Below are 25,310 nucleotides of genomic sequence, written 5' to 3' on the forward strand. Positions count from 1 at the left end.
AAACGTTGCGCTTTCAGGCGACGCGGGGCGGCCCTATGACGAGTGACGCGAGGCGGCCTTCGTAAGGCGGGGCATGGCGGACGACGCGATCCCGGGGACGGGGCCGAAGAAGCGGCGGGTGCAGTCCGTCCTGTTCATGTGCAACTTCAACGCGGTGCGCTCGCTCGCGGCGGAGGCGATCGCGCGCCATTATTTCGGCAAGTCGACCTACGTGCAGTCGGCGGGCGTGCGCTCGGGCGAACCGAGCGACCCCTTCATGATCGGGGCGCTCGACGAGATCGGCATCGACGCCTCCCGCCACAAGCCGCGCACGGTCGAGCAGCTGGAGGATTGGGAGGGGCTGAACTTCGACCTGATCATCACCCTTTCGCCGGAAGCCCACCACCGCGCCCTGGAGCTGACCCACACGGTCGCGGCGGACGTGGAATACTGGCCGACCCCCGATCCGACGCTGAACCAGGACGGCACCCGCGAACAGCGCCTCGACGGCTACCGCGACGTCCGCGACGGGCTGACCTACCGGATCAAGACGCGGCTGAAGGGGTGAACGCTCCGGTTTCTGCCAACTCCGCCGTCATTGCCAGACGCCGGATCGAGGTGACTGCCCCGAAGCTCTTCTCGGCGATGCGGGCCACCGCCACCGCCAGGGGCTCAACCGCCACCGCCATGTGATGGCCGTTGGCGTGGATGAGTCGTTCGGCGTCGAGCATCATCCCGACATGACCCTTCCAGAACACGAGGTCGCCGCGGCACAGCCCGTCGAGGCCGGGGGGCAGCGCCGTGCCGAGCGCCCGCTCCTGCTGGTCGGCGTCGCGCGGGCAGACCAGCCCCGCGCTCTCCAGGCAGAGCTGGACCAGGCCGGAGCAGTCGAGCCCGAGGGTGGTGCGCCCGCCCCACAGATAGGGGGTGCCGACGAGCCGTTCGGCCAAAGCCGCGGCGTCGGGCTCGGTATGTCCGAGAGGCACCGCGTGGCCGGCGAAGACGGAGCCGCCACTCGCGAGCTGCCAGTACTCGCCTTCCCGCGCCTGCGCCGCGAAGGCGGCGCCGAGGCTGAGATGCGCGATGGGCGGGCGCTTCAGGTCGGGGGCGGGATAGACGAAGGTGCGGAGCGCCGCGACCCGGTGGGTCGGCGCCGGGTCGGCGGGCCCGAGCGCGGCCTCGGGCAGGTAGCCGACATAGGCGTCGCGGACGATCTGGGCGAAGGCGAAGCCGTCGCGCACGTCGTAGACGGTGACCGCGTCGCCCATCACGGCTTCCGTGTCGAGCCCGGCCGCCACGTCGGGCCGGCGGCGCAGCGGCGCCGACGGAACCGCGATCCGGGCGGGCCTGCCCTCGACGAAGCGCTCCGCCGCGACCTGCCCGCGTAGGCAGATGTCGGCGAGATCGGGCCGGGCGGGGGTGAGGCGGGGGTCGAGATCGGGCGGCATCGCTCCGGTTGATCCCACGATCCGGGCGGGATTTCGGCGCCGGCCGCGCGGTCGAACGCGTCGCCGCAGCGTCCATTGCATTGCGGCATATTGCCCGATCGGGTTCGTTCTGTGGCGGTTCCATCGAATGTGCTGGCGCGCGTCGGTGTTCGGCGCGCATCCTGCATGCGTCGCAAGCGGGAGTATCCGCCGGGCAGCCATGCGGCCGGCGGTCCGTCACGCCCGAGTTCGATGCAGTGCACAAACCGGGCGGACCGTCCTAAGATCGGCGCATGAACACCGCGAGTCGTGCCGTGAAGAAGACGCCCAAGAGCTTCCAGGACCTGCCTCCGATCCGCGTGCGGCGCGAGCCGCCGACGGTCGCCGAGGCGGTCGCCGCCGCCCAGGACCTCGCCGACGATGTCGACCAGCAGGTCGAGATCGCCGCCGGGCTGATCGGGCTCGATCCCGACGAGGTGCGCCCGCACGTGGTGGCCGCCGCCAAGGCCGCCGCCGCGCGCCCGCCGCGGGGCCCCGAGCCGCGCATGGAGCATCGCATCATGGCGCCCGCGAGCCCCAACCGGGCTCCGCCCCGGGCGGTCATCGTCGAGCGCCGCAGCCGCCCGGCCGTGGTGGTCGAGCGCCGCACGCGCCCGTTCGAGCCGCGGCGCTGAGGCTTACCAAGCCAGCGTCTCGCCCCGGTAGTCGAGATAGGCTACGTCCCGGCGGCCCGCGAACGCTTCGATCACTGTGACCATGCCGGCGACGCTGGTCCCGACGTCGAGATCGGCCTCCGCGCCGCCCATGTCGGTGCGGACCCAACCGGGATGCAGCAGCAGGATGCCGTAGTCGCGCTCCGCGTGGCGCACGGCGAAGCTGCGGGCGTTGGTGTTGAGCGCCGCCTTGCTGGCCCGGTAGTTCTCCCAGCCGCCGTCCTCGTTGAGCGCGACGCTGCCGAGGATCGAGGACATGAAGGCGAGCGTCCCGCCGGGGGCGATCCGGTCGGCGAAGGCCTCCGCGAACAGGATCGGGCTCACCGCATTGGTCAGGTAGACCTGCGCGCTGACCGCGCGGGAGACCGCATGCAGCGGCTTGTCCGATTCGGTCGCCACGCCCGCCACCACGAAGACGAGGTCGAATTTTTCGCTTCCCAGCCGCTGGCGCAGGGCGGCGACGGAGGCGTCGTCGTCGATGTCCACCGTCTCGATCCGGACTCCCTGGAGCCGAAGGTTTTCGTGATCCGGTGACGACTTGCGAACCGTCGCGACGACGCGCCAGTCACGGTCGTGCAGCGACTCGGCGAGTCCGAGCCCGAGCCCGCGCGAGGCCCCGACGATGAGCGCGCGCCGTTCTTCGGTGATCGCCGGTTCCGCCATGGATTTCGCCCGTTTTCTCGCGCCGCTGCCGTCCGACGCACGGGGCCCGCCCTCGGTTCCCAGGCATGCGGGAACGGCCAAGCCTGAGTGACGTTGAACGGGGCATTCCCACCGTCCGAAAACCGCCGCGACCGATGTCCGCCTCCCCCAGCCCCACGCCCCGGCCGGCCGGGGAGACCGCCTCGTCGCCCACCGGCGCCGTGCTCTGGACCGTGTTCGCCGGCCTCGCCCTTGTGGCGCTCGCCGCCGCGCCGCGGCGGGCGGCTCCGTCCCTTCCGGTCGAGGACGAGGAGGAGCCCCGCGACAAGCCGAAGACCAGCGGCGGCGCCCATTCCCACGAGGGCCGGGCCGCGCGCTGGGTGGCGGCGACGCAGGGCGACCGCGGGCGCGACGCCGACCATCCGGGCGAGATTCCCGCTCCCGGCTGGTGGGACATCGTCGTGCGGGTCTACCAGGAGTTCCTGAAGGACCGGGTGATGTCGGTGGCCGCCGGCGTCACCTTCTACTCGCTGCTGTCGCTGTTTCCGGCCATCGCCGCTCTGGTAACCTGCTACGGCCTGATCGCCGATGCCAACACCATCAACGTCCATCTCGCCCTGCTCCAGGGCGTGCTGCCGGGCAGCGCCCTCGAGATCATCGGCGATCAGGTCAAGCGCATCGCGGCCAAGGGCGGGGGCACGCTCGGGGTCACCTTCTTCACCTCTCTGACGCTGTCGCTGTGGAGCGCCAACGCCGCCATGAAGGCGATGTTCGATGCGTTGAACGTGGTCTACGAGGAGGAGGAGAAGCGCAACTTCTTCTGGCTCAACCTCCGCTCGCTCACCTTCACGGCGGGCGCGCTGCTGTTCGTCATCCTGGCGCTGACCGCCATCGTGGTCCTGCCGGTGGTGTTCAATTTCCTCGGGCTCGGCGACGGGGCGCGGCTGATCGCGCTGGCGCGCTGGCCGGCGCTCCTCCTCGTCCTGCTCGGGGGGCTCGCCGTGCTCTACCGCTACGGCCCGAGCCGCGAGCGAGCGCGCTGGCGCTGGGTCGGCGCGGGGAGCGTCGTGGCCGGCGTGCTCTGGCTGCTCGCCTCGCTCCTGTTCTCCTGGTACGTCGCCAGCTTCGGCAATTACAACGAGACCTACGGCACGCTCGGCGGCGTGATCGGCTTCATGACCTGGATCTGGATCTCGGCGATCATCGTGCTGGTCGGCGGCGAGATCAACGCCGAGATCGAGCACCAGACCGCCCGCGATTCGACCACGCGCCCGGTGCGGCCGCTGGGCCGGCGCGGCGCCCGCATGGCGGATACGGTCGGGGCGGCGGCCTGAGGATTCGGCCCGAGATATCTGGTATACCAGAGAGGCCGCGCCGCCGGGCCGCACTCCTGGATCGGGCCGGCAACGCCTACCTTTCGAACCAGAAAAGACCCGGAGGACGCCATGGCCGGAACCGACACGCTCAACCCGCCCGAGACCCGCACCGAGGACGAGTGGCGCGCCGCGCTCACGCCCGAGCAGTACCGCGTGCTGCGCGAGCACGGCACCGAGCGGGCCGGCACGAGCTGCCTGAACGCCGAGAAGCGGGCCGGCACGTTCTTCTGCGCCGGCTGCGGCGCGCCCCTGTTCGAGACCGGCACCAAGTACGAGTCGGGCAGCGGCTGGCCGAGCTTCTTCGCGCCGCTGGAGGGCGCGGTGGAGACGCAGACCGATCGCAGCCACTGGATGACCCGCACCGAGGTGCATTGCGCCCGCTGCAAGGGCCATCTCGGCCACGTCTTCGAGGACGGCCCGGCGCCGACCGGCCTGCGCTACTGCATGAACGGCGTCTCCCTGAACTTCGAGCCGGCCGACTGAAGTCGGACCTCCGGTTCCGGACCGGACCCGCACGAATTCAACGGGTTTTCGCCATCGGGGCCGGGGGTTTTTAGCTCCGAGGCTTGCCGTGTGGTTGTTTGCGCGCCATCACTTGCCGACGAAGGCCATGGTCAAGACTTGGTGAAGGCTCGGACCCGTCGGCGCCGTCCGCCCGGCAGGTCGCGGGCCGCACCGGAGGCGAGCCGGCTCCGGAGGGAAGTGTATGAGTGTCGTTCGCCGCTTTCTCGTGGCGCCCTCGCTGGTCCGCCTGCTGCGCAAGGAGCGCGGCGGGGCGCGCATCACCGAGGGCTATTTCGCGCCGCAGGCCGGCCGGACCTCGTTCGTCCGGCTGCAGGGCAACAACTGCTTCCTCGTGCTGGTGACCGGGGCCGAGGGCGCGGCCACCGAGGAGCGCACCGAGGTGCCCCGCGCCCACGGCGACGCCCTGCTCGACGTCTGCGCCGGCAAGGCGATCTACGAGCGCACCGCCGTGGCGCTTTCCGGCACCGAGGCGCTGATCGACCGCTACGTCCGCCCGGCCGGTCTCGACCTCGTCAGCCTCGTCTTCGAGGAGGCCGAGGCCGCCAAGGCCTTCGCGCCGCCGGTCTGGTTCGGGGCCGAGGTGAGTGCGGACGCGGCCTATCACGGCCAGTCGATCGCCCTGACCGGCGTGCCGTCGGCGGGTGAGGTCCCGCTCTCCAACGCCGCCCTCGACGCGGTGCTCGATCTGATCGAGCCGCGCTTCGGCACGAGCCGCCCGGTCGTCCCCCCGCCGCCGCGGCCCGCCACCCCGCCCGCGCCGCCGCCCCCCGCGGCCAAGCCCGCCGAGCCGCCGAAGCCCGCGCCCGCCCCGGCCGCGATCGCTGCCGCCGCCGCGGCGCCCGCCGCAGCCAAGCCGGCGGAGCCCGCGAAACCCGCCCAGCCGGCCGCGGCGCCGAAGCCGGCCGAGGCCGCCAAGGAAGCTGCCGCTCCCGCGCAGCCCCCTGCCCCCAAGCCCGCCGAGCCTCCGAAGGCCGCCGCGCCCGCTCCCGCTCCCAAGCCGGCGGAACCGCCGAAGCCGGCCGAGCCCGCGAAAGCGGCCGAGCCGCCGAAGCCCGCGCCCGCTCCGGCCGAACCGCCCAAGGCCGCCGCGCCGGCGCCCGCCCCCAAGCCGGCGGAACCGCCCAAGGCTGCCGAGTCGGTCAAGCCCGCCGAGCCGCCGAAGCCCGCGCCGCAGCCGGCCGAACCGCCCAAGGCCGCCGAGGTCCCCAAGGCCGCCGAGCCAGCCAAGCCCGTGGAAGCTCCGAGGGCGCCCGAGCCCGCCCCGGCTGCCGCACCTGTTGCGGCCCCTGCCGCCGCAGCCGCCTCGGTGGCCGTCCCCGAGAGCGACGAGCGCCTGCCGCCGGATGCCCGGATCGACGACGTCATCGAGAGCCTGTCCAAGGCGCTCGGCGCGGCGATCCGCAATCCGCAAGAGCCGGGCCGCGACGAGGACGTGGCCGAGGCGTTCGAACGCTGGCAGGTCCGCCCCCGCCGCACCCAGCAGACCTGAGTTCGATCCGGCCGGACCCGATCGGCCGGATCGCTCATGGAACGGGCCGCGCCGGGAAATCCAGGATGGAAATCCGCGGCGATCGGCCGGCTACGCATTCCACCGCGTGCCCGGCGCGGAACCGGAATGGTCAAGCTTCGTTGGCTTCCTGTCCGGGACCGCCCCATCGCGCGGCGGCCCGATCCGTCGAATCGAGGAGCCGCCATGATCCGTCTCGCCGCCGCCGCCGCAGGGCTGATGCTCTGCCTCATGCCGCTCGTCGGCGAGGCCCAGGCCCAGGGCGTGCCGCGGGGCATGCAGCGCGGGGCGGCCGAGGGTGATCGCGTCGCCGGCCCGCTCGGGGCCGTGGTGGGCGGGGCGGTCGGTGGGGCCGTCGGCGGCGTCAACGGCGTGCTCGGGATCGATCCGGGCCGGCGCGCCTACCGCACCCGCATGCGCTCGCACCGCCAGCATCACCACCGCCGTCACCGCCACGATCGCTGAGCGTCGACGGGCGGCGGCTTCCTGGCAGGGAACGCCGCCGCGCTGTCGCGCGGGCGGACAGCCTCGCGTGCCTCATGGCTGCTCGGACGATCCCGCTTTCCCGTCCTCCCGGCGCGCCGTCCTGCGGCGCGCCACGGCGTCCTCGGCGATGAGGACGAGGCCGGAGGCCACGATGACGAGGGCGCCCACGAGCGTCCAGGCCCCCGGCACGTCGCCGAACAGGCCGTAGCCGAACAGCACCGACCATAGGATCTGCGTGTAGATCAGCGGCGCGAGCAGGCTCGCGGGCGCCTGCGCATGGGCGAGCACGAGGAGCCAGTGCCCCGCCGTCCCGAACAGCCCCACCGCGACCAGCATCCCCCAGACCTGCCAGGAATCCGGCGCCGACCAGATCCAGGGCAGGAGCGGCGCCATCAGCGCGAGGCCGGCGAGCCCGGTATAGAAGATCGTCGTCGCGCTCGAATCGTGGGCCGCGAGCTTGCGCGTCACGATCACGTAGAGCGCGTAGCAGAGCATGTTGCCGAGGCTGAACAGCATCGCGGGCTGGGCGGCCAGCGTGTCGGGCCGCACGATCACCAGCACGCCGACGAAGCCCGCCGCCACCGCCGCAAGCCGCAGGCGCGAGGACCATTCGCCGAGCAGCGGGCCCGCGAGCAGGGCCACGGCGAGCGGGGCGGCGAACTGGATCGAGACCGTCTCGGCCAGTTGCAGCGAGCGCAGCGCCAGGAAGTTGCAGGCGGTCGAGCCGAACAGCAGCAGCGAGCGCACGACCTGCAGCGACAGCCGCCGCGAACGCGCCACGCCCGGCCGCGTCACCGGATTGAGGAAGGCGGTGACCAGCGCGACGTTGACGGCGTAGCGCATGAAGGTGGTGAGCAGCGGATCGACGCCCTCCGCGGCGAGCCGCTTGCCGGTGGCGTCGAGGCTCGCGAACAGGATCGGCGCCACGCACATCAGGGCGATGCCGACCAGCCGGCGCGGATCGCGCGACACGGCCCGCTCCGCCCGCGAGTCCTCTTCAGCGCGCACGATGTCGATGCCTCCCCGTGGCTCGGCCGGATCGTCCCCGACCCTCATCCCGAAGGCCGGCCAGCGCCCGGACGACGATGATGCGGAGGCGCCGCTCTAGAACCGTTTCCGGCCGCGAGGCAATTTCGATGGCTGCATCCCGGCCACGCCTGATCCGAGCACGGCGGGAACGGTTTCGGGGCAAAGGCCGTTGTCCGCCCCGTCGAAGCTGAGGAGACGAAGCTTATGAGCAAACTTGCCGTGATCCTGGCCGGCGCCAGCGCCGCCGCCCTGCTGGCCGGACCTGCCCAGGCCTACGACTGGGGCGGGGGCACCTGCGTCGGCTACGGCTGCGCCCGCGTCCTCGACGACGGCTACCGCCCGGTGCGGCAGTACCGTCGCGTCGAGGAGATCGAGGAGCGCCCGGTGCGGGTGATCGAGCGCCGCTCGGTCCGCCGGGTCTACGAGATCGACGAGGACGACGACGAGGACTGATCCGGGTCAGGGCGCCGTCGCCACGCCGTCGGCGGCCGTCGGACCGAGCAGGGCGTCGGCCTCCTCGTCGTCCGGCTCGCCGTCCGCGTCCATCTCGTGATCGGCCTCGTGCCCGGTCACGCCCGCGGCCTCGGCGAGGCCGCGGGCGGCGCGGCGCAGGAGCTTGCGCAGGCGCCGCCGCTCCTTGTTGTCGAAGCCTTCCAGCAGTTCGGCCTCGACTTCGTCCCAGATCCGCTCGATCGCGGCGGCCTTGGCGAGGCCGGCTTCGGTCAGCCGCACCCGTACGATGCGCCCGTCGCCGGCTTCCGCCCGCCGCTCGACGAAGCCGAGCGCCGCAAGCCGCGAGATCGTCTTGGAGGCGGTCGGCGGACGCACCCTCAAGGTGGCGGCGAGGTCGCCCATGGTCATGCTGCCGGCGGCGGCGAGCGCCTGCACCACCTGCTCCTGGCCGGCGAACAGATCGAGGGCGGCCAGCCGGTCGCCGACGCGGGCGCGGTGGAGGCGGGCCGCCTGGACCAGCGCCCAGCCCACGCTCTTGGCCGCGGGCGGGCGCAGCCGCTTCACGGTCTTCTGATCGGATTTCGACGTCTTCTCGGAAGCCTTGCCCGACGCGCCTTTCCCGGAGGCGCCGTGATCCGCGCCCGACTCGGCCGCGGCGAAAGCTTGGTTTGCCGTCGCCGACATGATCTGGATTCCTTCAAGGACGCGCGGGCGAGCCGGGAGACGGCATCGTCGCCGCAGCTTACGCGGCAGCATCTGAAGCCTTGCGATGAAGCTTGGATGACAAAGACCCGATCGGACGACCTCGCCTCACAGCTTTCGACGGAGGATGCGCACCTCTGCGCCCGGCTCGGCGCCGGTCATCGGTCGAGGATGTCGACGAGTCTCGGCGGAAAGTTGCGATGCGGCGTCGCGAGGCGCTCGGCCGCCCCCTGCGCGACCTGCGCGACGCATGATAGAGGCGTGGCGATGATGCGGACGACGTCACTGAAAAGACCCCTCTCCCCGACCGATCTCGGGCAAGCCCGAAATCGGTCGGGGAGAGGGTTTCTCGGCCGCGGCGGAGGCCGCCGATGAAGGCCGTCATCCTCGCGGGCGGGCTCGGCTCGCGGCTCTCGGAGGAGACCGTGGTGCGCCCCAAGCCGATGCTGGAAATCGGCGGGCGGCCGATCCTCTGGCACATCATGCAGATCTTCGCGGCCCACGGCGTGAGCGAGTTCGTGATCTGCCTCGGCTACAAGGGCTACGTCATCAAGGAGTTCTTCCTCAATTACCGCCTGCACCTGAGCGACGTGACGCTCGATCTCGGGCGGGGCGACGTGCAGTTCCACCGCTCCGCCGCGGAAGACTGGAAAGTCTCGCTGATCGAGACCGGCGACGCCACCATGACCGGCGGGCGCCTCAAGCGGGTGCGCGACTATCTCGGCGACGAGGATTTCTTCATGACCTACGGCGACGGCGTCGCCGATATCGACCTCACCGCGCTCCGGGCGTTCCACCGGGCGCATGGCCGGCTCGCGACGCTCACTGCGGTGGTGCCGCCGGGCCGCTTCGGCGCGCTCGACCTCGACGGCGACGCGGTGCGGGCCTTCCGCGAAAAACCCGCGGGCGACGGGGCGACCATCAACGGCGGCTTCTTCGTGCTCTCGCCGAACGTCCTCGACCTAATCGAGGGGGACGCCACCGTATGGGAGAACGAGCCGCTGGAGCGCCTCGCCCGCGAGGGGAACCTGCGCGCCTACCACCATGCCGGCTTCTGGCAGGCGATGGACACGCTGCGCGACAAGAAGCATCTCGAGGCGCTGTGGGCGCGGGGCGACGCGCCGTGGAAGGTGTGGTGATGGGGGCGCTCAACCCCGATCCCGCCTTCTGGGCCGGCAAGAGCGTGCTGCTCACGGGCCATACCGGCTTCAAGGGCGCGTGGCTCTCCCTCTGGCTCGAACGCCTCGGCGCCCGCGTCACCGGCTTCGGCCTGCCGCCCCTGACCCGGCCCAACCTGTTCGACCGCATTGGCTTCCCGCCGGAGAATTCACGCATCGGCGACATCCGCGATCCCCAGGCGCTCGCCGACGCCTTCGCGGTGGGGCAGCCCGACATCGTGATCCACATGGCGGCGCGCGCCCTGGTGCGGCCGTCCTATCTCGATCCGGTCGGGACGTTTGCGGTCAACATCATGGGCACGGCCCACGTGCTGGAGGCGGCGCGTGCCGCCCGCAACCTGCGCGCCGTCGTGGTGGTGACGAGCGACAAGGCCTACGAGAACCGCGAATGGCCCTACGCCTACCGCGAGACCGAGGCCATGGGCGGGCACGATCCCTACAGCGCCTCCAAGGGCTGCGCCGAACTCGTCACGAGCGCCTACCGCGCCTCGTTCTTCGGCGAGGGGCGCCATCCGGCCCGCATCGCCAGCGCGCGGGCCGGCAACGTCGTCGGCGGGGGCGACTGGTCGCAGGACCGTCTCGTGCCCGACATCGTCCGCGCGTTCGAAACGGCCGAGTCGGTCGAGATCCGCGCGCCCCACGCGATCCGCCCCTGGCAGCACGTGCTGGAGCCGCTGGCCGGCTATCTGCGGCTGGCCGAATGCCTGTGCGGCGCCGACGGCGACGCCTTCGCGGAGGCCTGGAATTTCGGGCCGGCCGACGAGGATTGCCGGCCGGTCTCGTATCTGGTCGAGCGGCTGAGCCGAGGCTGGGGCGGCAACGCCGGCTGGCACTTGTCGCAAAAAACCCATCCGCACGAGGCGACCTATCTCAAGGTCGACGCCTCGAAGGCCCGCGCCCGCCTCGGCTGGGACCGCCGCCTGCCCCTCGACGCCGCCCTCGACTGGACCGCCGCGTGGTACCGCGACGCCGCCGCCGGCGCGGACCCGCGGGCCCTCACCGAGGCGCAGATCGCCCGCTACGAGGCGCTTCTCCAGCCCGGAGGGACGCCGTGATCCGCCCGACCTGCCGCGCCTGCGGTGCCGCCCTGACCCGCACGGTCTGCGATCTCGGCCTGTCGCCGCTCGCCAATGCCTACGTCGGCGCGGCGCACCGGCACCGGGGCGAGACCTTCCACCCGCTCCACGCCTATGTCTGCGACGCCTGCTGGCTGGTGCAGTTGGAGGCCTTCGAGAGCCCCGAGGCGATCTTTTCCGATTATGCCTACTTCTCCGGCTTCTCCGCCGGCTGGCTGCGCCACGCGGAAGACTACGTCGCGGCGATGGTCGCGCGATTCGGCCTCGGGCCCGACAGCCACGTCGTCGAGGTCGCCAGCAACGACGGCACCCTCCTGCAATACGTCGTCGCCCGCGGCATCCCCGTGCTCGGCGTCGAGCCCGCCGCCAACGTTGCCCGCGCCGCGGTGGCGCGCGGCGTGCCGACCGAGGTGGCGTTCTTCGGACGCGACACCGGCCGCCGCCTCGCGCAGGCCGGCCACCGGGCGGATCTGACCGCGGCCAACAACGTTCTCGCCCACGTGCCCGACATCCACGACTTCGTGGCGGGTTTTTCCGAGATCCTGAAGCCCGAGGGTGTGGCGACCTTCGAGTTCCCGCACCTCCTGCGGATGATCGAGAGCCGGCAATTCGACACGATCTACCACGAGCATTTTTCCTATCTCTCGCTCGGCGTGGTGATCGGCCTCCTGCGCCAGCACGGCCTGCGGGTGTTCGACGTCGAGGAATGGCCGACCCATGGCGGCTCGCTGCGCGTCTTCGCCTGTCGCGAGGCCGCCGCCCACGAACCGACCCCGGCGCTGGAGCGGGTGGTGCTCTCGGAATGGGCCGCGAACCTGTTCGATCCGTCGGGCTACGAAGGTTTCGGCCGCGCGGTGGCCGACATCAAATGCGCGGCGCTCCGCTTCCTGATCGAGGAGCGGGCGGCCGGCCGCACGGTCTGCGCCTACGGCGCGGCGGCCAAGGGCAATACCTTCCTGAACTATTGCGGCATCGGCCCCGAACTCGTGCAGGCGGTGGCCGACCGCTCGCCGCACAAGCAGGGCACGTGGCTCCCCGGCAGCCGCATCCCGGTGGTCGCGCCGGACGCGCTTCTGGCGCTACGCCCCGACACGGTGCTGATCCTGCCCTGGAACCTCAAGGACGAGATCGCGAGCGAGATGGCGGCGATCCGCGCCTGGAGTGGGCGGTTCGCGGTGGCGATTCCGGAACTGACGGTGTTCTGAGGACACCCCGCATGATCTTCGAGGAACTCGCCCTCTCCGGCCTCTACCGCGTGGCGCCCGAGCCGCACGCGGACGCCCGCGGCCTGTTCGCCCGCACCTTCTGCGAGGACGAGTTCGCCCGGCACGGCCTGACCGCCCGGTTCGCCCAGTCGAGCGTGTCGTTCAACGCGCGGCGCGGCACCGTGCGCGGCCTGCATTTCGCGAAAAACCCCCATGCGGAGACCAAGCTCGTGCGCTGCACGAGCGGCGCGATCCACGACGTCGTGGTCGATCTGCGGCCCGGTTCGCCGACCTATCTGCGCTCGGTCTCGGTGAGGCTCTCGGCTGAGAACCGCCACGCGCTCTACATCCCGGCGGGTTTCGCCCACGGCTTCCAGGCGCTGAGCGACGGAGCGGAAGTCCTCTACATGATCGACCGCCCCTTCGTCGCCGCCGCCGCCGACGGCCTGCGCTGGGACGATCCCGCCCTGGACGTGACGTGGCCCGAGCCGGTGACGGTGATCGCCGAGCGCGACCGCACCTATCCCGACTGGACCGGCCGGTGAGGCGCGTCCTCGTCACCGGCGGGGCCGGCTTCGTCGGGCGGCCCGCGGTGGCGGCGCTGGTCGCCCGCGGCTTCGAGGTCCATGCCCTCGGCCGCCGCGCGCCCGAGGGCGCCCACGCCTTCCATTCGGCCGATCTGCTCGACGCGGGAAGTCGCCGCGCCGCCGTGCGGGCGGCCGGCGCGAGCCACCTCCTGCACCTCGCCTGGGTGACCGAGCCCGGCCGCTACTGGCAGGCCCCCGAAAACCTCGACTGGACGGCGGCGAGCCTCGACCTCGTGCGCGCCTTCCATGAGGCGGGGGGCGAGCGGGCCGTGGTGGCGGGGACATGTGCGGAGTACGATTGGACCGGGATCGAACCGCTCGCAGGCCCTAGCCCCCCCTCTCCCCGCAAGCGGGGAGAGGGTCGCGACGACCCCGTCGTCGTCGCGACAAGCGGGAGCGGGGGTGAGGGGGCCTCTACGGACGAGACTCCTTCGGACAAGCCCCCTCACCTTCGCCTGCCGGCTCGCTTCGGCGACGACAGGGTCGCCGAAGCCCTCTCCCCGCACGCGGGGCGAGGGGATGCATCGGCCCTCCGTCGCGGACACTTGTCGGAATCCACCCCCTGCCGCCCCGCCACACTCTACGGCGCCGCCAAGGACGGCCTGCGGCGCATCCTCTCGGCCTACGCCGCGAGCACCGGCCTCTCACTGGCCTGGGGCCGGCTGTTCTACCTCTACGGGCCCGGCGAGGCCCCGGGCCGCCTCGTCGGCGATGCGGCGCGCGCTTTGCTGGCGGGCCGGCGCTTCGCCACCAGCGCGGGGCACCAGCGGCGCGATTTCCTGCCTGTGACAGATGCCGGCGAGGCCTTCGCGGCTCTGCTGGATTCCGGCGCCGAGGGTCCGGTCAATATCGGCTCCGGCGCGGCCGTACCGGTGCGGACGATTCTGGAGACGGTCGGCCAGCTCACCGGCCGCTCCGAGCTGATCGATTTTGGCGCCCGCGCCCTCCCTCTGAGCGAGCCGGCCTGCATCGAGGCCGACATCCGGCGCTTGATCGAAGAAGTCGGCTTCCGCCCCCGCCTCATCCTGGACGAGGGCCTGCGCGCCACCCTTGCGGCCTACGCCGCGCGGTAACCCTTCCCGCGGCCGCTCCCGGAACCCATGTGCCGGCGATGAACGCAGTGCTCGGCCTGTGGGCGGCCTATTGGGCGGCGGTCTTCGCGCAGCTCGCCCATCTGCGCAGGCAGGAGGACGGCGTCGGCGCGATGGCGTTTGCCCGCATCGCCGGCCTGCTGCTGGCGGCGGCGTTGGGCCTGTTCCTCAGCGCGCATGCCGGCTGACGCCGCTCATGACGCCCCGGAGCGACAACTCAGCGTGACGCCACCGTAAATCCGAAGCTCGCACAGGCAACTTCAAGCATGATTGCGACCTGTGCTGTAGAATGCACGATTCCATCAATCCTCCTGCGGCCAAACGCGCCCTTCATCGAATTGAGGCTGGCCTTTTACCGTTCGTTAGCCAAGTTCCAGCAGCAGTTGCATCATGCGGTCACCCGGCCGTCCCCTGCAACATCGGCATCGACATCCAGCCATGCGCGCTGTCTCGAACCTCCCCATCGTCGCCAAGCTCGCCCTCGCCTTCGGACTCGTCGTCTGCGCGGTATCGGGCTCGGCCTTCGTCAGCTGGCGCAACCTCGGCACGATCGAGGAGGCCAACCGCTGGCGCGACCACACCTATCTCGTGCTGCGCAAGGTCGACCGGCTCACCGCCGCCATGGTCGATCGGGAGACCGGCCTGCGCGGCTACGTGATCGCCGCCGATCCCGCCTTCCTCGATCCCTACCGGGCCGGTAGCCGAACCTTCGCCGAGACGATGACGGCCTTGCGCACGCTGGTGTCCGACAATCCCGAGCAGCTCCGGCGGCTCGACACGCTCGACGCCGCCGCCCGGAAGTGGACGGTCGAGATCGCCGAGCCCGAGATCGCGCTGATGCGCGACGAGGCGACCCGGGCGCAGGCTTTGCAGATCGTCGCCTCCGGCAAGGGCAAGGTGTCGATGGACGCCGTGCGCGCCACCGCCGCCGAGATCTCCCGGAGCGAGGAGGTCCTGCTGGACCTGCGCGCCCGGACGGCGGAGGAGGCGGCGTCGGCCTCGCGCTTCGCGGTGGCCGCGGGCCTCGCGGCGCTGCTCGTCGTGTCGGGTCTCGGCATCCTGCTGCTCGCCGGCACCGTCTCCCGCCCGATCCGCCGGATGACCGAACTCATGGCCCGCCTCGCTTCGGGCGACGCGAGCGTCGCGATCCCCTTCCGGGAGCGGCGCGAGGAGGTCGGCGCCATGGCCGCCGCCGTGCAGGTGTTCAAGGACAACCTGATCCGCACCCGCGCCCTCGAAGAGGAGACGGCGCTCGCCCGCGCCGGGGCCGAGGCGCAGCGCAAGGCGGCGATGCGCGAGATGGCGGACGGGTTCGAGCGGGCGGTGGGCGGCATCGTCGGGGCGGTGGCCTCCGCGGCGACCGAGCTTCAGGCGACGGCGCAAAGCATGGCCGGCACCGCGGCGCAGACCGCCTCGCAATCGGGCGCGGCCGCGGTGGCGGCGGAGGCGGCGGCCGCCAATGTCGGCACGGTCGCGGCGGCGGCAGAGGAACTCGGCGCCTCGGTGCAGGAGATCGCACGGCAGGTCAGCGGCTCGACCGTGCTGGCCCGGGCCGCGGCGGGCGAGGCCGAGGGCACGGCCGCGCTGGTCCAGGACCTGAGCGCCGCGGCGGCCAAGATCGGCAACGTGGTCGGCCTGATCTCGACCATCGCCGGCCAGACCAATCTTCTGGCGCTGAACGCCACCATCGAGGCGGCCCGCGCCGGCGAGGCGGGGCGCGGCTTCGCGGTCGTGGCGGCGGAGGTGAAGGAACTCGCCAACCAGACCGCGCGGGCGACCGACGAGATCTCCGGCCAGATCGGCCAGGTTCAGGCCATCACCGACCGGGCGGTGACCGCGATCGGCGGGATCGCCGGGCGCATCCGCGAGATCGACCACCTCGCCGGCGGCATCGCGGCTGCCGTGGAGGAGCAGGGCGCGGCGACCCAGGAGATCGTGCGCAACGTCTCGGAGGCCTCCTCCGGCACCGGAGCCGTCACCGGCAACGTCGCGGGCGTCGCCGAGGCGGCCGAGACCACGGGCGCGGCGGCCGCCCAGGTGCTCGCCTCGGCCTCGGAGCTGTCGCAGCGCTCCGAGCAGCTCGACGGTCAGGTGCGCCGCTTCCTCGATACGGTGCGGGCGGCCTGAGCCGGACGGGACGGTACGAAAAAGGCCACGGCGCCGAGTGCGCCGTGGCCTTTTTCATCGTGGCACCCAAAGGAATCAGGCCGAGAGGGCGTCCTTGGCGCGCTCGGCGCGCTTGCGGTCGTTGGGGTCGAGCACGGCCTTGCGCAGGCGGATCGACTTCGGCGTCACTTCCATCAGCTCGTCGTCCTGAATCCAGGCGAGCGACTTCTCCAGCGTCATCCGGATCGGCGGGGTCAGGCGCACGGCCTCGTCCTTCGAGGTGGTGCGGATGTTCGTCAGCTTCTTGCCCTTGAGCACGTTCACCTCGAGGTCGTTCTCGCGGTTGTGCTCACCGACGATCATGCCCTGGTACACCTTGGCGCCGGGCTCGATCATCATCGGCCCGCGATCCTCGAGGTTCCACATGGCGTAGGCCACCGCCTCGCCCTTGTCGTTCGAGATCAGCACGCCGTTGCGGCGGCCGGCGATCTCGCCCTTGTAGGGCTCGTAGGCCTTGAACAGCCGGTTCATGATCGCGGTGCCGCGGGTGTCGGTCATCAGCTCACCCTGGTAGCCGATGAGGCCGCGGGTGGGCGCGTGGAAGACGAGTCGCAGGCGGTTGCCGCCCGACGGCCGCATCTCGATCATGTCGGCCTTGCGCTCGGACATCTTCTGCACGACGACGCCCGAATACTCCTCGTCGACGTCGATCACGACCTCCTCGACCGGCTCCAGGACCTCGCCGCCCTCGCCCTTCTCCAGGACGACGCGGGGACGCGAGACGGCGATCTCGAAGCCCTCGCGGCGCATGGTCTCGATCAGGATCGACAGCTGCAATTCGCCGCGGCCGGAGACATAGAACGAATCCTTGTCGGCGGCCTCCTCGATCTTGAGCGTGACGTTGCCCTCGGCCTCCTTGAACAGGCGGTCGCGGATCATGCGGCTCGTGACCTTGTCGCCCTCGGTGCCGGCCAGCGGCGAATCGTTGACGATGAAGGACATGGTGACGGTCGGCGGATCGATCGGCTGCGCCTGGATCGGCTCGGCGACGGCCGGGTCGCAGAAGGTGTCGGCCACCGTGCCCTTGAGGAGACCCGCGATGGAGACGATGTCGCCCGCCTCACCCACGTCGATGGGCGCGCGCTCCAGGCCGCGGAAGGCCAGGATCTTCGAGACGCGGCCGGTCTCCACGACCTTGCCGGTCCGGTCGAGCACCTTGATCGACTGGTTGGGCTTGACCGTGCCGGACGCGATGCGGCCGGTGATGATGCGGCCGAGGAACGGGTTGGCCTCCAGAAGCGTGCCGAGCATGCGGAACGGGCCGTCATCGACCCGCGCCTGCGGCACGTGCTCCAGCACGAGGTCGAACAGAGGCGCGAGGCCCTGCGACTGGTCGCCGTCCGGCGCGGTGTTCATCCAGCCGGAGCGGCCCGAACCGTAGAGGATCGGGAAGTCGAGCTGCTCGTCGGTGGCGTCGAGCGCCGCGAACAGGTCGAACACCTCGTTGACGACCTCGTTGATGCGGGCGTCCGGCCGGTCGACCTTGTTGATGGCCACGATCGGGCGCAGCCCGATCTTCAAGGCCTTGCCGACGACGAACTTGGTCTGCGGCATCGGGCCCTCGGCGGCGTCCACCAGCACGATCACGCCGTCGACCATGGAGAGGATGCGCTCGACCTCGCCGCCGAAATCGGCGTGGCCGGGGGTGTCGACGATGTTGACGCGGGTGTCCTTCCAGACGACCGAGGTCGCCTTGGCCAGGATGGTGATGCCGCGCTCCTTCTCGAGGTCGTTCGAGTCCATCGCCCGCTCCTCGACCCGCTGGTTCTCGCGGAAGGTGCCGGACTGCTGGAGCAGCTTGTCGACCAGCGTGGTCTTGCCATGGTCGACGTGGGCGATGATGGCGATGTTGCGCAGCTTCATCGGGGTTCTCGATGGGGGCGGACGAAACCCGGCCATAAGGCGGCGTGTCGCGGGCCGTGTTCGACGGTCGTGACGCCAAAGTACGATTCGGGCGGTATCGCGTCGCAATATAAGCTGGGGGCCGATCCGGCAAGGGCGTGTGACGCGGGGCCGGGCGGCGCAGCCGGCCTCACCCGGGTCCGGTCGGGCGAAACAGGCATGCGGGAGAGGATCGGGGATGCCGCGTTGGCAATGGTTGATGGCGCAGCTGACGCGGCGGCTGTGGGTGCGCGCGACGCTGATCGGCCTGACGGGCGTGCTGGCCGCGGTGCTCGCGACCAGCGTCGATCGCTACCTGCCCTGGCGGATGCCGGTCACGATCAGCACCGACGCCCTCGACAGCATCCTCACCGTCATCGCCTCCTCCATGCTGACGGTGACGACCTTCTCGCTCAGCATCACGGTCTCGGCCTACGGCTCGGCCACCAACAACGTCACGCCGCGGGCCACCACCCTGCTGATCGAGGACGGGCTGACCCAGACCGTGCTCTCGACGTTCCTCGGCTCGTTCCTGTTCGGCATCGTCGGCCTCGTGGTGTCGAAGACCGGGGCCTACGGCGAGCAGGGGCGCGCCGTCCTGTTCGTGGTGACGATCGCGGTCATCGCCCTGATCGTCGTCGTGCTGCTGCGCTGGATCAACCACCTGACCCGGCTCGGCCGCGTCGGCGAGACCACCGGCCGGGTCGAGGCCGCCGCCCGCAAGGCGATCGAGGCGCGCCTGCGCGCGCCCTATCTGGGCGGGCGCCCCTTGCGCGACGAGGGCGCCATCCCGGCCGACGCCGTCCCGGTGAGCCCGGAGGCGATCGGCTACGTCCAGCACATCGACATGCCGGCCCTGTCGAAGCTCTGCGAGGCGCATGGCATGGAGGTCTTCGTCCGGGCGACGCCGGGAGCCTTCACCTATCCGGAGAGGCCGGTCGCCTGGATCGGGCCATCGGAGACGGAGGCCGACCGCGACGCCCTCGCCCGGGAGGTCGCCTGCGTCTTCTCGATCGGCGACGAGCGCTCGTTCGATCAGGACCCGCGCTTCGGCCTCGCCGTGCTGAGCGAGATCGGCTCCCGCGCCATGTCCCCCGCGGTGAACGATTCCGGCACCGCCATCGACGTCGTCGGCCGCTCGATCCGGCTCCTGAGCCTGTGGGCGCGCGAGAGCGCCGCCCCGCCGGACGACGCGCCGGTCCATCCCCGCGTCCACATCCCGCCGCTCGCCGCGGCCGACCTCCTGGAAGACGCCTTCATGGTGATGGGCCGCGACGCCGCCGGGCTGATCGAGGTGCAACTGCGCATCCAGAAGGGGCTCTCGGCGCTCAGCCGCATGGGCGATCCGGCGTTCCGGGCGGCGGTGCGGCACCAGTCGCGCCTGGCGCTGGAACGGGCCGAGGCGGCGCTCACGGTGGAGGCCGACAAGGCGCGCCTGCGCGCCCTGGCGCAGGTCTTCGGCGGCGACGTCGCAGCGATCCGGGCGGCCGAGGGCGCGGCCTGCGCCTCGCAGCGATGCGGATGAATGCTGTTGAGGAGCCCGCGCCCCTGGGCGGATGCCGTCGCGATCTGCCATAAGCTCTCCGGCATGACCCGTCCGTTCCGGCCCTTCCCGTGACCGCCCGTCCCCCGATCCGCTTCCGCGGCCGCTCGTTCCTGGCGATGGTGCTGGCCCCCGTGCCGCCGGTCGATCAGTGGCTGGCCGAGCTCGACGCCCTGAAGCAGCGCGCGCCTGCCTTCTTCGCGGTGCGCGCCATCATCCTCGACGTGACCGGCCTGTCCTTCGACCGCTCGGACCTGCTCGACCTCTGCGCCGAGCTGAACAAGCGCTCGATCACGATTCTGGGCATCGAGGGCATCGGCCCGACCTCGCTCGGGCCGGGCTTCCCGCCGCCGCTGGTCGGCGGCAAGCCGATCGACGATTTTTCCGCGCCGGAGCCGGGGGCCGAGGCGCCCGCCGCCCCCTCCGCAGCCCAGGCGCCGGCGCAGGCCGCGTCGATGCCGGCCCCGCCCCGGCCGCGCTCCTTCGTGCTCGACGCGCCGGTGCGCTCGGGGCAGGTGATCCAGCATCTCGACGGCGACGTCACCGTGATGGGCTCGGTCGCCTCCGGGGCCGAGGTGATCGCGGGCGGCTCGATCCACATCTACGGGGCGTTGCGCGGGCGGGCCATCGCGGGCGCGGTGGGCGATTCCAACGCCCGCATCCTGTGCCGCAAGTTCGAGCCGGAACTCATCGCCATCGACGGCCTCTACAAGACCGCCGACGATCTCGGCGGCACGGGGCGCGGTCAGGCCGTGCAGGCCCGGCTCGACGGCGACGCCATCGTGGTCTCGGCCCTCGACTGAGCAGATCCGCCGTCCACGGCTTTTCGCGCGGATCGCTCGGATTCTCGGCATTCGCTGAACCGCCGCTTCACGGGATCGGGCGCCTGCTGGACGCCCCGGAATCCCGGAGGCGTCGGCCATGCGCGTAGTAGTTCTGACGGCCCTCATCACCCTCCTGCCCCTCCCCGCGGCGGCCGAAGACGGCTTTCGCGCACGGCTCAACGATTACGTGGCGGATCACGGCGGCTGCCCGAGGAGCCGCGCCCTGGTGGAGCGGGAACTCGTCGCGTTCGAGCGCGGGCGCGCGGAGGGCGAGCCGGGTTCGCTCGCCCTGTTCGGCAAGCTCGCCGCCGAATGGACCGCGGAGGACATCCAGGACCTGCTCGCGGTCATCCGGGCCTGCGAGGCGCTGCGGCCGCGGCCGCGCCCTGCCGAGGACGGCGAACGCCGCCTCGCCGAGCGGCTCGACTACCTCGCCCAGGCGATGCGCCGGGCGATCGTGCTGAGCGCGCAGCCCTCGGCAATTCCCGAAGGCTCCGCCCCGTCCGGCCTGCGCGCCGACGCCCCGCCAGAGGCCGGGGGCGGACCGGGCGCAGCGCCGCGATCGGGTCGCCGCGGCCAGGGTCCGGCCTTCGTGCCGGTGGATGCCTCCCGCCCCGCCCCGGCGTCGGTCTCTGCGCCGGACGAGGGCCGGCGCCCCTTCTCCCCGGAGCGCGCCCCGGCCGAAGCCTCGCTCGCCCGCGCGGCACCGGCGCTCGGACCGGCGGAGGCCGCCGCGCCGCGCCGGGAGGCCCTGCGCGTCGCCTTCGCCCCCGGATCGGCAGCGCCCGGCATCGGGTCGGCGTTCCACCGCGCCGCCGCTGTCCCCGAAGCGCCGGTCGTGGCCTGCGTGGTCACGCGGGAGCGGTTCGAGCGCATCCGCGCCGGCATGTCGCCGAACGAGGTCGAGGGGGTGTTCGGCTGCCGCGGGCGCCTCGACAGCGCCGCCGCGATCGAGGGGATCGGCACCTTCGAGGTCCATGTCTGGTCACCGCCGAGCCTCGCCGGTTCGGTGACGGTGACCTTCCAGGATCGCCGCCTCAAGGCGAAGGTTCAGCGCGGGCTGATCTGAGTTCGCGCGCATCGGCCTCGTCCGAAAGCCGCGTCCCACCGTCCGGGCGATGCGCGAGCGAATCACGCCCGAGATCGCCGCGATCACAGGATCGGCTGATCCGGCGGGCCAAGGCGGCTTAACCTTTGGGCCGGCGCGGCCGCACGCGCGGCCCGACCGGCCAACGCCCTGGCGGGCCAGCGATCTTTCGGTTCGGGGCGGGGGTCGGCAAAAATGACCGGCCCGGCAAGATTTGCCGGGAACGTTGAGAAAATTAACCGACCGGTAACCTTACCGACGATCAATGGGCGTGTCGGTAAGGAAACGTCAACGCCCGTGACCAGCCCCGCTCCACCCCATCCCGAACTGCCCAAGCCTTCACTGCCGAAGCCTTCACTGCCCCTGCGAGGCCGCGTGTTCCGTGCCGTCTCGCTGGCGCCGCAAGGCCCGGCCGCGGACTGGCTCGTCCTCCTGGACGGCGCCCTGAAGCGCGACCCGACGCTGTTCGACGACAAGGCCGTGATCCTCGACGTCGCGGGGCTCACACCCACGGCGAGCGAGCTGGAGAGCCTGATCGCCGAACTGAGCACAAGGCGCCTGCGCATCCTCGGCATCGAGGGCGCGGACGCCGCGCTCCCCGAAAACCTGCCGCCGCGCCTCGTCGGGGGCCGCCCGCAGGGCGACACCCTGGAGGCGCCGGCCGCTCCGGAAGAGAAGCCCGCGCTCTCCTCCCTCACCATCGAGGGCTCGGTACGCTCGGGGCAGAGCATCGTCCACCCGGAAGGCGACGTGACCGTGATGGGCTCGGTGTCCTCGGGCGCCGAGATCCTCGCGGGCGGCTCCATCCACGTCTACGGGGCGCTCCGCGGCCGGGCCATCGCCGGCGCCGCCAGGAACCCGCGCGCCCGCATCTACTGCCGCAAGTTCGAGCCCGAGCTTCTCGGCATCGACCGCCTCGTCCGCACGGCCGAGGACATGGGCAATCACCTGCGCGGTCAAGCGGTCCAGATCTGGTCCGACGGCGGCGCGATCCGAATCGCAGCCTTGGGTTAAGGGGAAACAGTATGGCCAAGGTTCTTTGTGTCACGTCCGGCAAGGGCGGCGTCGGCAAGACCACCACGACGGCGGCGCTCGGCGCGGCGCTGGCCCAGGCCGGCGAGAAGGTCTGCGTGGTCGATTTCGACGTCGGCCTGCGCAACCTCGACCTGATCATGGGCGCCGAGCGCCGCGTGGTCTACGACCTGATCAACGTCACCAACGGCGACGCCAAGCTGCCGCAGGCGCTGATCCGCGACAAGCGCCTGGAAAACCTCTCGCTGCTGCCGGCCTCGCAGACCCGCGACAAGGACGCGCTCACCGACGAGGGCGTCGAGCGGGTGATGGGCGAACTCCGCGAAAAGTTCGACTGGATCGTCTGCGACAGCCCCGCCGGCATCGAGCGCGGCGCCCAGCTCGCCATGCGCCACGCGGATGTCGCCGTGGTGGTGACGAACCCGGAAGTCTCCTCGGTGCGCGACTCGGACCGGATCATCGGCCTGCTCGATTCCAAGACCGTGCGCGCCGAGAAGGGCGATTCCATCGAGAAGCACCTGATCCTGACCCGCTTCGACCCGGCCCGGGCCGACCGCGGCGACATGCTGAAGGTCGACGACGTGCTGGAGATCCTCTCGATCCCGCTGCTCGCCATCATCCCGGAGAGCCTGGAAGTCCTGCGCGCGTCGAACCTCGGCTGCCCGGTGACGCTCAACAACCCGCTCTGCGCCCCGGCCCGCGCCTATGCCGACGCGGTGCGCCGCCTGAGGGGCGAGACCGTGCCGATGTCGATCCCGACCGATCGCAAGTCCCTGATCAACAAGCTGTTCACCCGGAGGGCCGCATGAGTGTCCTGACCTTCCTCAAGCCACGGGGCTCCGGCTCCGTCGCCCGCGAGCGCCTGCAGCTCATCCTGGCGCACGAGCGCTCGGAGACGAGCCGCCCCGATCTGGTGATCACATTGCGCGAGGAAATCCTCGCCGTGATCGCCAAGCATATCGAGGTCGAGCGCGACAAGGTGCAGATCACGCTGGAGCGGGGCGAGGGCGTGTCGACGCTGGGCGTCGACATCGAGTTCCCGGTCGAGACCCCGAAGGCCGCCAAGAAGCGCGCCACCGCCTGAGCGCAAAGGCACGGGATTCCGAAGGGCAAGCCCTTCGGCGGGTTTTCAGGGCAGAGCCCTGAAGATCTCCAGGGCTCTGCCCTGGACCCGCGAAAGGACTTGGGTCCTTTCGAAACCTCGGATCAGCGCAGCGTCAGCCGGAAGGCCGGCGCGTGGTCGGGCTGGGTCGTCACCACGGCGGCCGGCAGGACCGGGCGGTCGTCCGCCCGCGCGATGCGGAAGCGGCCGACGAGGCGGCTCAGCGCCAGCGTCGCCTCGGTGAGCGCGAAGGCGGCGCCGATGCAGATGCGGGGGCCCGCGCCGAACGGCATGTAGGCGAAGCGCGGCACGGGCGCGGCGCCGGGCAGGAAGCGGCCGGGATCGAACGCGTCGGGATCGCGCCACAGGCGGCGATGGCGGTGTAGCAGCCAGGGCGAGATCGTCACGCTGTCGCCGCGGGCGACCGGCTGGCCCGCCAGCACGTCCGGCCCGAGCGCCGAGCGGGCGATGATGTAGGCCGGCGGATAGAGCCGCAGGGTCTCGTCGATCACCGCGCGGGTGTAGGGCTTTTCCGCCAAGTCCGCCTCGGCGGCGACCCGCTCCTGCGTGTCCGGGTCGAGAGCGAGCAAGGTGCAGGCCCAGAGCAGGGTTAGCGCCGTGGTCTCGTGCCCGGCCAGGATCATGGTGGCGACCTGATCGCGCAATTCCTCCGCCGTGAAGCTGCGGCCGGTTTCCGGGTCGCGGGCGGCGCGCAGGTGGTCGAGCAGGTCGCGCGGGCGGCCGTCGCGCTCCGTGGCGCGGTCGGCGATCACGGTATCCAAGAAGGCGACCCAGTCGCGCCGGAACCGGGCACGCGCCCGGTCGAGCGGCGTGGCGAAGCGCAGGGGCACCAGCGCATCACTGAGGTGCGGGCGCCCGAGCCGCTCGGAATAGGAGCTGAGAAAGCCGCGCAATCGCTGCCCGTGGCGGGCCATACCGACCGAGAACATGGTGCGCCCGGCGATCTCCAGGGCGAGGTGCTGGAGCGCGCCGAACAGATCGACCGGCCCGGCAGCCGCCGGGCCTTCGAGGGCGGCGACCGCCTCGTCGGTCGCCGAGACGATGTGCGGCACCAGCGTCTCCACCGCCCGCGGGGTGAAGGCGGGACTGAGCGCCCGGCGCTGATGGCGCCACGCCGCGCCCTCGCTGATGAGCAGGCCGTCGCCGAGCATCGGCCGCAGCATGCGGATCGAGATCGCGGTGCGGGCGTAGTTGCCGGCATTCTCCACCAGCACGCGGCGCACCGCCTCCGGGTCGCTGACCGTGAGCCGCACCTTGCCGAACACGCGCCGCCGCCGGAGCGGCGCCTCGTAGGCCGAGGCCGGCCAGCAGCCGATGCCGTTGGTGCGCATCGCGGCGACGAAGCGCAGCGTCGACAGCTCCCGCTCCGGCGGCACGGGCACCGGCGGCACGAGCCGGGCGCCGGGTCGCGGGCTCGCCGGCGCCGTCTGCAGATCGATGGTCATGGGCCTCTCACCCCGGCGGCGCTCCGGCCGCCACGGGAGGCTTCTAGGCGGTCACGCTTTCGCCCGCGAGCGCAATCGCGGCGGGGGAGGCCGGGGCGCGGCGCGGGGCTCGCTGGCCTCTCCTCCCCCTTGCGGGGAGGAGCCGGAGGTGGGGGTGGTGCAGGATTGAGCGGAGACGGTGCTTTCTGCCCGACCCCCACCCCTACCCCTCTCCGCAAGGGGGAGGGGAAATG

At 71.8% G+C, this 25,310-nt stretch carries 26 protein-coding genes; 20 read left to right on the forward strand and 6 right to left on the reverse strand.

Annotated features, from left to right (window positions below; translation table 11 throughout):
- Positions 1-73 precede the first annotated feature (73 nt).
- Positions 74-547 (forward strand): arsenate-mycothiol transferase ArsC, encoded by a 474-nt coding sequence (locus tag HNR00_RS13710; protein WP_183570193.1) that lies wholly within the window; start codon positions 74-76, stop codon positions 545-547.
- Here HNR00_RS13710 and HNR00_RS13715 read toward each other — a convergent pair.
- Complete coding sequence (locus HNR00_RS13715) at positions 525-1,427, reverse strand: C40 family peptidase (RefSeq protein WP_183570194.1); 903 nt, start codon at positions 1,425-1,427, stop codon at positions 525-527. The two genes, HNR00_RS13710 and HNR00_RS13715, sit on opposite strands and share 23 nt — an antisense overlap.
- Positions 1,428-1,699: 272 nt before the next feature.
- Between HNR00_RS13715 and HNR00_RS13720 the strand changes: the two genes are divergently transcribed.
- Positions 1,700-2,080 carry a hypothetical protein gene (locus HNR00_RS13720; protein WP_183570195.1) on the forward strand — a complete coding sequence of 127 codons (381 nt, stop codon included), beginning with the start codon at positions 1,700-1,702 and terminating at the stop codon, positions 2,078-2,080.
- A 3-nt stretch (positions 2,081-2,083) separates the two neighbouring features.
- On the opposite strand, the gene HNR00_RS13725 is transcribed toward HNR00_RS13720, so the two are convergent.
- Positions 2,084-2,782 (reverse strand): SDR family oxidoreductase, encoded by a 699-nt coding sequence (locus HNR00_RS13725; protein ID WP_183570196.1) that lies wholly within the window; start codon positions 2,780-2,782, stop codon positions 2,084-2,086.
- A 134-nt stretch (positions 2,783-2,916) separates the two neighbouring features.
- Here HNR00_RS13725 and HNR00_RS13730 point away from each other — a divergent pair, with 134 nt between their 5' ends.
- The 4 genes from HNR00_RS13730 (at position 2,917) to HNR00_RS13745 (ending at position 6,634) form a co-directional block, all read left to right on the forward strand.
- Entirely contained in the window at positions 2,917-4,095 is a 1,179-nt protein-coding gene (locus HNR00_RS13730) for a YihY/virulence factor BrkB family protein (RefSeq protein ID WP_183570197.1), read from the forward strand.
- A 111-nt stretch (positions 4,096-4,206) separates the two neighbouring features.
- On the forward strand, positions 4,207-4,620 hold the full coding sequence (msrB, locus tag HNR00_RS13735; RefSeq protein ID WP_183570198.1) for a peptide-methionine (R)-S-oxide reductase MsrB: 414 nt from the start codon (positions 4,207-4,209) through the stop codon (positions 4,618-4,620).
- A gap of 223 nt (positions 4,621-4,843) precedes the next feature.
- On the forward strand, positions 4,844-6,151 hold the full coding sequence (locus HNR00_RS13740) for a CYTH domain-containing protein (protein ID WP_246390623.1): 1,308 nt from the start codon (positions 4,844-4,846) through the stop codon (positions 6,149-6,151).
- Between the two features lie 204 nt (positions 6,152-6,355).
- Entirely contained in the window at positions 6,356-6,634 is a 279-nt protein-coding gene (locus HNR00_RS13745; RefSeq protein ID WP_183570199.1) for a hypothetical protein, read from the forward strand.
- Positions 6,635-6,706: 72 nt separating this feature from the next.
- Here the strand turns inward: HNR00_RS13745 and HNR00_RS13750 are convergent, their stop codons facing one another.
- Positions 6,707-7,711, reverse strand: coding sequence for a DMT family transporter (locus HNR00_RS13750; protein ID WP_183570200.1), 1,005 nt, complete (start codon positions 7,709-7,711; stop codon positions 6,707-6,709).
- Positions 7,712-7,888: 177 nt separating this feature from the next.
- Between HNR00_RS13750 and HNR00_RS13755 the strand changes: the two genes are divergently transcribed.
- A complete protein-coding gene (locus tag HNR00_RS13755) occupies positions 7,889-8,137 on the forward strand; it encodes a hypothetical protein (protein WP_183570201.1) in 249 nt (82 codons plus the stop codon).
- Positions 8,138-8,143: 6 nt separating this feature from the next.
- Here HNR00_RS13755 and HNR00_RS13760 read toward each other — a convergent pair whose 3' ends face one another.
- Positions 8,144-8,821, reverse strand: a complete 678-nt coding sequence (locus HNR00_RS13760; RefSeq protein WP_183570204.1) for a MarR family winged helix-turn-helix transcriptional regulator — start codon at positions 8,819-8,821, stop codon at positions 8,144-8,146.
- Positions 8,822-9,210: 389 nt separating this feature from the next.
- On the opposite strand from HNR00_RS13760, the gene rfbF reads away from it, so the two are divergent.
- The 7 genes from rfbF (at position 9,211) to HNR00_RS13795 (ending at position 16,103) form a co-directional block, all read left to right on the forward strand.
- Positions 9,211-9,978, forward strand: a complete 768-nt coding sequence (rfbF, locus tag HNR00_RS13765) for a glucose-1-phosphate cytidylyltransferase (protein ID WP_183570205.1) — start codon at positions 9,211-9,213, stop codon at positions 9,976-9,978.
- Positions 9,978-11,072 (forward strand): CDP-glucose 4,6-dehydratase, encoded by a 1,095-nt coding sequence (rfbG, locus tag HNR00_RS13770; protein ID WP_183570208.1) that lies wholly within the window; start codon positions 9,978-9,980, stop codon positions 11,070-11,072. Before rfbF ends, rfbG begins: the two co-directional genes overlap by 1 nt.
- Entirely contained in the window at positions 11,069-12,298 is a 1,230-nt protein-coding gene (locus tag HNR00_RS13775; RefSeq protein WP_183570210.1) for a class I SAM-dependent methyltransferase, read from the forward strand. The genes rfbG and HNR00_RS13775 overlap by 4 nt, the downstream gene beginning before the upstream one ends.
- An 11-nt stretch (positions 12,299-12,309) precedes the next feature.
- A complete protein-coding gene (gene rfbC, locus HNR00_RS13780) occupies positions 12,310-12,843 on the forward strand; it encodes a dTDP-4-dehydrorhamnose 3,5-epimerase (protein WP_183570212.1) in 534 nt (177 codons plus the stop codon).
- Positions 12,840-13,958 (forward strand): NAD-dependent epimerase/dehydratase family protein, encoded by a 1,119-nt coding sequence (locus HNR00_RS13785; protein ID WP_312886055.1) that lies wholly within the window; start codon positions 12,840-12,842, stop codon positions 13,956-13,958. Before rfbC ends, HNR00_RS13785 begins: the two co-directional genes overlap by 4 nt.
- Positions 13,959-13,996: 38 nt before the next feature.
- Entirely contained in the window at positions 13,997-14,164 is a 168-nt protein-coding gene (locus HNR00_RS13790; RefSeq protein WP_183570433.1) for a hypothetical protein, read from the forward strand.
- Between the two features lie 250 nt (positions 14,165-14,414).
- A complete protein-coding gene (locus HNR00_RS13795) occupies positions 14,415-16,103 on the forward strand; it encodes a methyl-accepting chemotaxis protein (RefSeq protein WP_183570214.1) in 1,689 nt (562 codons plus the stop codon).
- Positions 16,104-16,178: 75 nt separating this feature from the next.
- Here HNR00_RS13795 and typA read toward each other — a convergent pair whose 3' ends face one another.
- A complete protein-coding gene (typA, locus tag HNR00_RS13800; RefSeq protein ID WP_183570216.1) occupies positions 16,179-18,005 on the reverse strand; it encodes a translational GTPase TypA in 1,827 nt (608 codons plus the stop codon).
- Between the two features lie 217 nt (positions 18,006-18,222).
- On the opposite strand from typA, the gene HNR00_RS13805 reads away from it, so the two are divergent.
- From HNR00_RS13805 to minE, 6 genes are all read left to right on the forward strand, one after another.
- Complete coding sequence (locus HNR00_RS13805) at positions 18,223-19,548, forward strand: DUF2254 domain-containing protein (RefSeq protein WP_183570218.1); 1,326 nt, start codon at positions 18,223-18,225, stop codon at positions 19,546-19,548.
- Positions 19,549-19,637: 89 nt separating this feature from the next.
- On the forward strand, positions 19,638-20,369 hold the full coding sequence (minC, locus tag HNR00_RS13810; protein WP_183570220.1) for a septum site-determining protein MinC: 732 nt from the start codon (positions 19,638-19,640) through the stop codon (positions 20,367-20,369).
- 118 nt (positions 20,370-20,487) lie between these two features.
- Positions 20,488-21,459 (forward strand): hypothetical protein, encoded by a 972-nt coding sequence (locus HNR00_RS13815; protein ID WP_183570222.1) that lies wholly within the window; start codon positions 20,488-20,490, stop codon positions 21,457-21,459.
- Positions 21,460-21,852: 393 nt separating this feature from the next.
- On the forward strand, positions 21,853-22,491 hold the full coding sequence (gene minC, locus HNR00_RS13820; RefSeq protein ID WP_312886059.1) for a septum site-determining protein MinC: 639 nt from the start codon (positions 21,853-21,855) through the stop codon (positions 22,489-22,491).
- A gap of 11 nt (positions 22,492-22,502) precedes the next feature.
- The gene (gene minD / locus HNR00_RS13825; RefSeq protein WP_183570226.1) at positions 22,503-23,318 is read left to right on the forward strand and encodes a septum site-determining protein MinD; all 816 of its coding nucleotides are present in this window, start codon (positions 22,503-22,505) and stop codon (positions 23,316-23,318) included.
- Entirely contained in the window at positions 23,315-23,593 is a 279-nt protein-coding gene (gene minE / locus HNR00_RS13830; protein ID WP_183570228.1) for a cell division topological specificity factor MinE, read from the forward strand. Before minD ends, minE begins: the two co-directional genes overlap by 4 nt.
- 122 nt (positions 23,594-23,715) lie before the next feature.
- Here minE and HNR00_RS13835 read toward each other — a convergent pair whose 3' ends face one another.
- Complete coding sequence (locus tag HNR00_RS13835; RefSeq protein ID WP_183570230.1) at positions 23,716-25,077, reverse strand: cytochrome P450; 1,362 nt, start codon at positions 25,075-25,077, stop codon at positions 23,716-23,718.
- Between the last annotated feature and the right edge of the window lie 233 nt (positions 25,078-25,310).

Source organism: Methylorubrum rhodinum, from assembly GCF_014199935.1.
Classification (GTDB): domain Bacteria; phylum Pseudomonadota; class Alphaproteobacteria; order Rhizobiales; family Beijerinckiaceae; genus Methylobacterium; species Methylobacterium rhodinum.